The following is a 6,279-nucleotide window of genomic DNA, read 5'->3' as shown; positions in this document are numbered from 1 at the left end:
GCGAGAGGTCCTCTTGAATCAAGTTCTGGCTGGAACATCCTGATTCTACAAGAGAAACCCCTCGCCATCTTTATTTTCAAGCCAGCCTCATGAATAAGCCGGGCTGAAGTCTCTTCAAAAGTTTTTCCGAATCCATAACGTCATGCGGCTAAAGTTAGCCACCCTATGCGCCAAAGCCGATAGGCAGCCAGGCTGGTAGTCCGTTGCGCAGACGCTAGCGTCGGCTGCTTTTGTAGAATTGGTGGTGCTTATCCAGAAACACCACGTAGAAGATGTTGCCCTGCAAGAAGCCGGCGGCTCGTGGCTTCTGCCCGCCGATGTTGCGTATCACGCCCCAGTTTTTCTGACCTTGAAGGTGGCGGGGGCAGGCAAAGTCGGTGTTGGCCGACTCGGGGAAGCGGCCGTAAAGCGTGAGCGTCGTGTCCTGGCGGGCCTCTGGCACCGTCTGCTGGCTGATATGGGCCATTTTTTGCAGCAGGCCGGCAAGCTGGCCGGGGTTGTCTTCTGCCCAGTTCGACAGCGACTGCCCGGTATCGTCAGCATCATGGAAATGTTTGAAACTGAACAGAACGCAGGGCTTTTCGGTAGCTCTGGGCTCGCGGGTTTCCGTGGCCCGTTTGCCGCCCGCCATCGCTTTGCGTTTCTTCGCGGCCATGGCTACATCATCTCTTCGATATTTTCAACGCGCTCGAAAAGCGATACGGCGCCAAAGGCACCAGCGAGATAGTCCCGACCATAGTGGGCCTTGAGCTGCCGGGCGCGTTCCTTGAATTCCACCAGAGAGTAGAGCTCGCTGCTGCCTCGGGAGTCCTTATCGACGAACCAGATCTGATCGCGACGAAAGTCCTCGGTAGCCATCAGGCTGGTGTCGTGCGCTGCGGCGATGATTTGGCTGCCTGACGCATTTTTCTGATGATAGATGCGAAACAAGAAACGGGTGAGAAGCGTATGAAACTTGGCTTCCAGTTCATCGATCACCAGAATGCGCTTGTTTTTTATCGAGTCGTAAATGGGGCCCAGCAAATGAATCAGCTTTTTGGTGCCTTCCGACTCGAACGACAGCGGAAACTCCATGCGGGTCGTTTCTTCCCCGGCGACAACGCGCTTGGTGACCTTGAGGCTTTGTGATTTCTGCTTTTTGGACAGGCGGTTCAACGACGACAGAAGGTTCTGTAGCTCTACCTGGTCGTCGGGTACATCCAACCCTACTTCGGGCATTTCGACTTCCACAACGTTGAGGTCGGCGATCTGAAAATAGTCGAGAATCTCCAGCAGCCAGGCCTTGAACTCGGCGTCTTTCTTCATTAGCTCAATGGTGAAGCCCATGTAGCCCTGTTCCTGGGTGCCGCTGATGACGGCGAGGCGGTTCACCCAGCGCACCAGGTGTTGCGAATGCTTGCCGTCGTGGCTGGCCAGCAACGCGACAAAGGGAACGCTGTCTCGCGTTTGCTGGACCCTGCCTTCCTTGACAAACGGCGCCGCCTCGGCAAAGCCCTGCTTATTGTACTCAACCTCTTGGCCTTCGCGGTTGAAGAGCATGGTTTCCCGGGCGCTGGGGGTATAAAACAGCCATTCGCCCACGACGCGGCCGGCCTGTATTTCCAGGCCATAGCGGTAGCGGATGCCGGCTTCGTAGAAAACCACTTCCATGACGGAGGGCTGTTGCGCGCTTTCCCGGGCCAGTAAAAACGGAAGAACGTGACCGGTAGGGGTGTCGTGCTCCTCGAGTGCCGCCTGACTATGCAGGACAATACGCCGAAACAGGGACAGCGCGCGGATGAAATTGGACTTGCCGCTGGCATTGGCACCAAAGATCAGCGCGCTTTTCAGCAGCCGGGTGTGATCGTTTCCCGGTGCCGGGAAAGCGTTCAGCGGATTGATGTCGTCCTTGCCACGGCTCACGGCTTCCATGCGCAGGGCTTGCCCTTCCTGAAACGACAGGACGTTTTCCACCGAGAAACTGACCAGCATAGCGGTATACCTTTAAAGTCGGGCCAAAGCCGGCAAGTAGCGCGCCATGTTTGCGCTTGTCCCACACCGGCAGCGGATCGACGGCGATCTTACACCAGTTTTTTGTTATGACACAGCGTTTTTCGCCATTAAGGCGGGTGTGGCCGCGGATGATACGTCTAACGCCGATGGTGCCGCCGGGAGGCGACCAGAAAATGCCAAAGGCAGGTGGAAAGCAGTACCGCCATCAGCAGGATGAACGCTTCCTGCCCGGGAAAGGCGGCGTATAGCGGGCGAAAGATGACCATGCCGCTGGCCCAGGCGTTCAGCGTGGCGCCCAGCGCCGGGATAACGTCGGGCGTGGCGGCGGGCCAGGTCAGCCAGCCTCGATGCCAGTTGGCCTGCTGCAAGGCAATTACACCGGCACAAGCAAACACGCCCAGTAGCGGCTGCCAGTAGCTTTGCCCGTGGCGCGAGAGGACGAAATTGAGCGAGACCAGCAGGCGCTCCCAGAAACGCTTGTGACGGCCGTCGCGGCGGGCCGCTTCGCTTAGCTCCCGGCGGTAGGCTTCCATCTCGTGGGCGAAATAGGCGTTGGCCTCTATGCGGTTGCCCACCGCCTCGAATGAGTGTTTGATGATGCGAAACGTTTCCCGATCGGTGCTCTTGCGCGCGTGCGGACTGAAGGTCGCATCGAGAAAGTTGGGCGGCTCGCGGCGGTTGGTGCTGCGCAGGTCGAGGGGAAGGTGAAACGTCGCGCTGCGAAAATTGGTAAAGCTGTAGAAGCTGACATAGCGCAGCGTGATACGCCCACCGCTCTTGTCCGCGGCGCCAAAGCGGCAATCTTCAAAGCCGGCGAAATCACGAAAAATCGACTTGCGAACCAAAAAGCTCTCAAAGGTAGACTGGTAGAAATCCGCCAGGCCTTCGAAGTTGACATTTTTGGCGCTGAAGCGGCCAACCGGGCAGTGGATCAGCGCGAACTTGTCCAGAAACACGGTGCTGTTGAACGAGATATCGGTAATGGGGCCGGTGTTGGCGAGTGTAAAGCGGCCGCCGAGCTCGCAGTGCTCGAGCGCTATTCGATCGATCTGCGTTTTTTCGGCCAGGGTATTGGCAAAAACGGGGATGTCGGTCGCCATGTTCTGCAGGCAAAGGCACCCACGAATCACGCCGTCGCGAAAGAAGGCCAGGGCGCTGTCAATCGGCGACTGCCCCAGTTCGTTGCCTTGAATGGCTATCCCTTGCTCAAACCGACAGCGATCAAACAGCACGTGATCCTGCCCCGGGCCGCTGCCGTCTTCTACTCGCCAGGGCAGGTCAAACGTGCAGTCTTCAAAGCGGCTATGGGTGCTATATCCCAGCGATAGCGGCTCGCAGGTAAAATGGCAATCAATAAAGTACAGCGCAGGGAACAGTCTCAGCAGCGCCGCATAATCATACCCAAGGCGTTCGTCGCAGGCTGGGAAGTGGATAGCGCGAACAATCAGCGGGGTTTGCCGGCGGGCGAAGTCGAGATCCAGCTCGAACAGGCTGATCGATGGGGCGACGGCTTCGTCTTCCGGCGCGTCCAGTGACATCAGCCTATCGTCCGAGGCCTCGTCGCGCTGGCGGGCGTGGTAAAGCCCGGCGTCGATAAAGGCCTCGGCGTCGGCCAAACTCACGCCGCTCGCCTGCCGCGTAAGCTGCTTGGCGAGATGGCGAGACAGTGCGGTGTAGAAGGTTTCCTGGCCTGCTACATCGCACAGCCAGTCGTCCACGCCTTGCGGCTTGGGTGCTGAGAGAACGGTATCCATGAATCAATGCAACCCGGGAGAGAAGGCCCGCTGCGGCCGCTACTTCTTCAGCAGTGAACGCACGGCCATCGCCAGTCGCAGGACGCGCGACGGGGTGTGGCTGACGGCGAAATAGGGGGTTTGTACGGCGCCGAACGCGCGGAAAAAGCGCTCGATCGGCTCGATCATGGAGCCTTCAAAGTCGAAAACCTCTACAGCTTCTGGCTGCCGGCAGAGGGCTTCCCACAGCACCAAGCTAGTCGCGCCGCTGCTGCGCAGCTCCGGGTCGCCGCCGCCCATCAGGTAATAGGCGGTGTTGACGCTGCGGACAATATAGGCGCCGGCATGCAGCCTGCCTTGAGCATCTTCGGCGACCAGGCAGTCGCGGGCATCGCGCGCCGCGGCGGCGGCGTCGAGCCTCTTAACAAAATCGCGGCTGTAAGGGGCAGAGCGGTTCTGCCGGACAAACGTCATCTCATTGAGGGCCAGAAGTTCGTCCAGCGTGCCTTCCCGCACGGTAACGTCGAGCTTGTTTGTAGCTTTACGTATTTCGCGTCGGATATTCTCTTGCAGCCCCTTCCATAGCTGCTCTTCTTCCTGCATGGGCAGGCGGTAGGTATAGCGCGTTGTTTGCTCGAAGCCGCGCCAGTAAAAGGGCAGCCAGTTCTGGCAGCCGCAGTGCCAGTTCTGCGCGTAGTGGTGGTAGCGCGGCAGCTGGTCGGCCAGCGCTCCCAGCACATCTTTTTCGTATGCCAGCCGCTTGGGGTAAGACTTTTGACTCGGGCGCACCCAAGGACCCAGCGTTTGCGTGAGCGGCGGCTGAGTCAGTAGGGTCAGCCTTCCCTTTTGCCGTGTCACGTAGGGCAATGCTCCGATGACCTGCTCGCCCTTGGTTGCCAGCACCACATCCCAGCTATCACCGGCTACCGCATCCAGCCACCAGGCCTGGGAGAACAGGGGGATGGTGGGTTCGGTTTGGCACAGGGCGCGATAGATATCCTTCAAACGAAAAGTTCCTTCTTGAACGGGTATTGTTCTGCCAGGCTTGCCAGTGCTTCACGCTCTTGCCGCGGCAAATTGTGCGGGTCGTCATGGTGAAAAGCGGGTAGTTCCCCGCCTTCCCGAGGAGCAACGTTGCACCATGCACCGAGGCGGTGTATTAGTTTGTCATCAAAGTCCTGATAGTGGACCCTTTGTACGTTTTCCTCGGGGAAGGACATCAAATCCTTGTCTATCTGCTCTTCCAGGTAATAAGCCTGGGCGGCACACATGGCGCCTTCAGGCAGGGCCAGCAGGTCATCCACATTCGGTGGCATGATGCTCCACCACTGGCCTGCCCGAGTTCCGGTTTTTTGCCGGGCCTTGCGTATGGAGCGAATGACGAACCTGGGATCGCGGCGGACAAAAATTATCTTGGCATCGGGGAAGGCCTGGTGAATCAGCCGCAGCCGCTGGCCGGCGTTCAGGTTCTTGAAGAGTAACGGGCGCTGTAGGCAGGCAGAAGCACCCAACACTTCCCGGCGAATCTCGGCCACCATCTTGGGCGTCACCTCATGGTGGTCGATAAAGTGGCGGTCTTTCGGCAGCCACCGATACCAGAACTGCCCGCATTCGCTGGGGGCATGGCCGCCAAAATTGCTCGTGTTGCCGTGCTCGGCCTTGAAGTTATCGTGAGGGGCATCGCCGTATTTTCTCCGGCTCAGCCATAAACCAAAACGCAGGTTGCGATGCCACGCACAGGCCGTGTTGTCGATATAGGCAAACTGATAGGCATTGGTTAATGCCTGGTAGAGAATGGTAGAGCCGGTTCGAGGCGCACCGATGATGAAGACAGGCGGATGCTCTGTCTTTTTATCGGAATGAAAAAAATGGTTTTCCCAAATTCTGATAGCGGGAGAGAGAAATCTTAAGAGGAGAGCTAAGATTTTTCTCCGTATTTTTGATAGAAAGGTTATTATCCTCATTCCTTACCCCTTGTAGTCATCAAGCTTTTTGACGACCTTGGCAGGAACTCCCGCTAACAGTTGGTTGCTGTCCGGAAAGGATTTGGTTACGACTGATCCCGCCGCAACAATCGTATGCTCACCTATTTTCACTTCCGGCAATATCACTGCGTTTGCCCCCAGCCAACAATTATCACCAATAATGACTGGGCCACCTTCAATATAATGATGATAGTTATTAGGGTTGTGGTTCATCGATATAATCGAAACTCTTGGGCCAATCCATACGTTTTTTCCAAAATTTATGCCGTTTCTTCCATCAATATGACAACCCATGCTTAGTCCAGGACATCTCGTCCCTCTTTCAATTTTTTCAGGGCTTATAACCTTAGAAGTCCAATGCACAGGCCAGCCAGCAAGATGGTTTATACGCAGCATCTTCTGAATACAAAAATGCTTTAAGAGAAGTATCGCTTTGAAGCTTGGATTACCAAACCCATCCCCTCCCAAAAAAGACAATATTTTTCTCAACATACTTTACCTTTAATTACCAAAAAAGCTTATGTCAAGCTTAATGGATACTATGGAGCGTATAAGACACCGCTTAATGA

At 56.6% G+C, this 6,279-nt stretch carries 6 protein-coding genes; all 6 read right to left on the bottom strand.

The features are described 5' to 3' along the window. Positions 1-214: 214 nt before the first annotated feature. The 6 genes from ABD654_RS07085 to ABD654_RS07060 all read right to left on the bottom strand — a co-directional run bounded on the left by ABD654_RS07085 (position 215) and on the right by ABD654_RS07060 (position 6,202). On the bottom strand, positions 215-655 hold the full coding sequence (locus tag ABD654_RS07085) for a hypothetical protein (protein ID WP_344703674.1): 441 nt from the start codon (positions 653-655) through the stop codon (positions 215-217). Between the two features lie 2 nt (positions 656-657). After that, entirely contained in the window at positions 658-1,971 is a 1,314-nt protein-coding gene (locus ABD654_RS07080) for an AAA family ATPase (RefSeq protein ID WP_344703672.1), read from the bottom strand. Between the two features lie 158 nt (positions 1,972-2,129). Continuing rightward, entirely contained in the window at positions 2,130-3,746 is a 1,617-nt protein-coding gene (locus ABD654_RS07075) for a hypothetical protein (RefSeq protein ID WP_344703670.1), read from the bottom strand. Between the two features lie 39 nt (positions 3,747-3,785). Next, complete coding sequence (locus ABD654_RS07070; RefSeq protein ID WP_344703668.1) at positions 3,786-4,730, bottom strand: GNAT family N-acetyltransferase; 945 nt, start codon at positions 4,728-4,730, stop codon at positions 3,786-3,788. Beyond that, the gene (locus ABD654_RS07065; RefSeq protein ID WP_344703666.1) at positions 4,727-5,689 is read right to left on the bottom strand and encodes a sulfotransferase; all 963 of its coding nucleotides are present in this window, start codon (positions 5,687-5,689) and stop codon (positions 4,727-4,729) included. The genes ABD654_RS07070 and ABD654_RS07065 overlap by 4 nt, the downstream gene beginning before the upstream one ends. A gap of 3 nt (positions 5,690-5,692) precedes the next feature. Next, positions 5,693-6,202, bottom strand: coding sequence for an acyltransferase (locus ABD654_RS07060; protein ID WP_344703664.1), 510 nt, complete (start codon positions 6,200-6,202; stop codon positions 5,693-5,695). Between the last annotated feature and the right edge of the window lie 77 nt (positions 6,203-6,279).

It is taken from the genome of Halomonas cibimaris (genome assembly GCF_039537045.1).
GTDB classification, from domain to species: Bacteria; Pseudomonadota; Gammaproteobacteria; order Pseudomonadales; family Halomonadaceae; genus Vreelandella; species Vreelandella cibimaris.
Note: the sequence above shows the minus strand (reverse complement) of the source record. Positions and strands in the feature narration are given on the sequence as shown.

Bases quoted from the DNA above. Each gene is read 5' to 3' on its own strand.
- ABD654_RS07085 (WP_344703674.1), bottom strand. From the start codon at position 655: ATGGCCGCGAAGAAACGCAAAGCGATGGCGGGCGGCAAACGGGCCACG.
- ABD654_RS07080 (WP_344703672.1), bottom strand. From the start codon at position 1,971: ATGCTGGTCAGTTTCTCGGTGGAAAACGTCCTGTCGTTTCAGGAAGGG.
- ABD654_RS07075 (WP_344703670.1), bottom strand. From the start codon at position 3,746: ATGGATACCGTTCTCTCAGCACCCAAGCCGCAAGGCGTGGACGACTGG.
- ABD654_RS07065 (WP_344703666.1), bottom strand. From the start codon at position 5,689: ATGAGGATAATAACCTTTCTATCAAAAATACGGAGAAAAATCTTAGCT.
- ABD654_RS07060 (WP_344703664.1), bottom strand. From the start codon at position 6,202: ATGTTGAGAAAAATATTGTCTTTTTTGGGAGGGGATGGGTTTGGTAAT.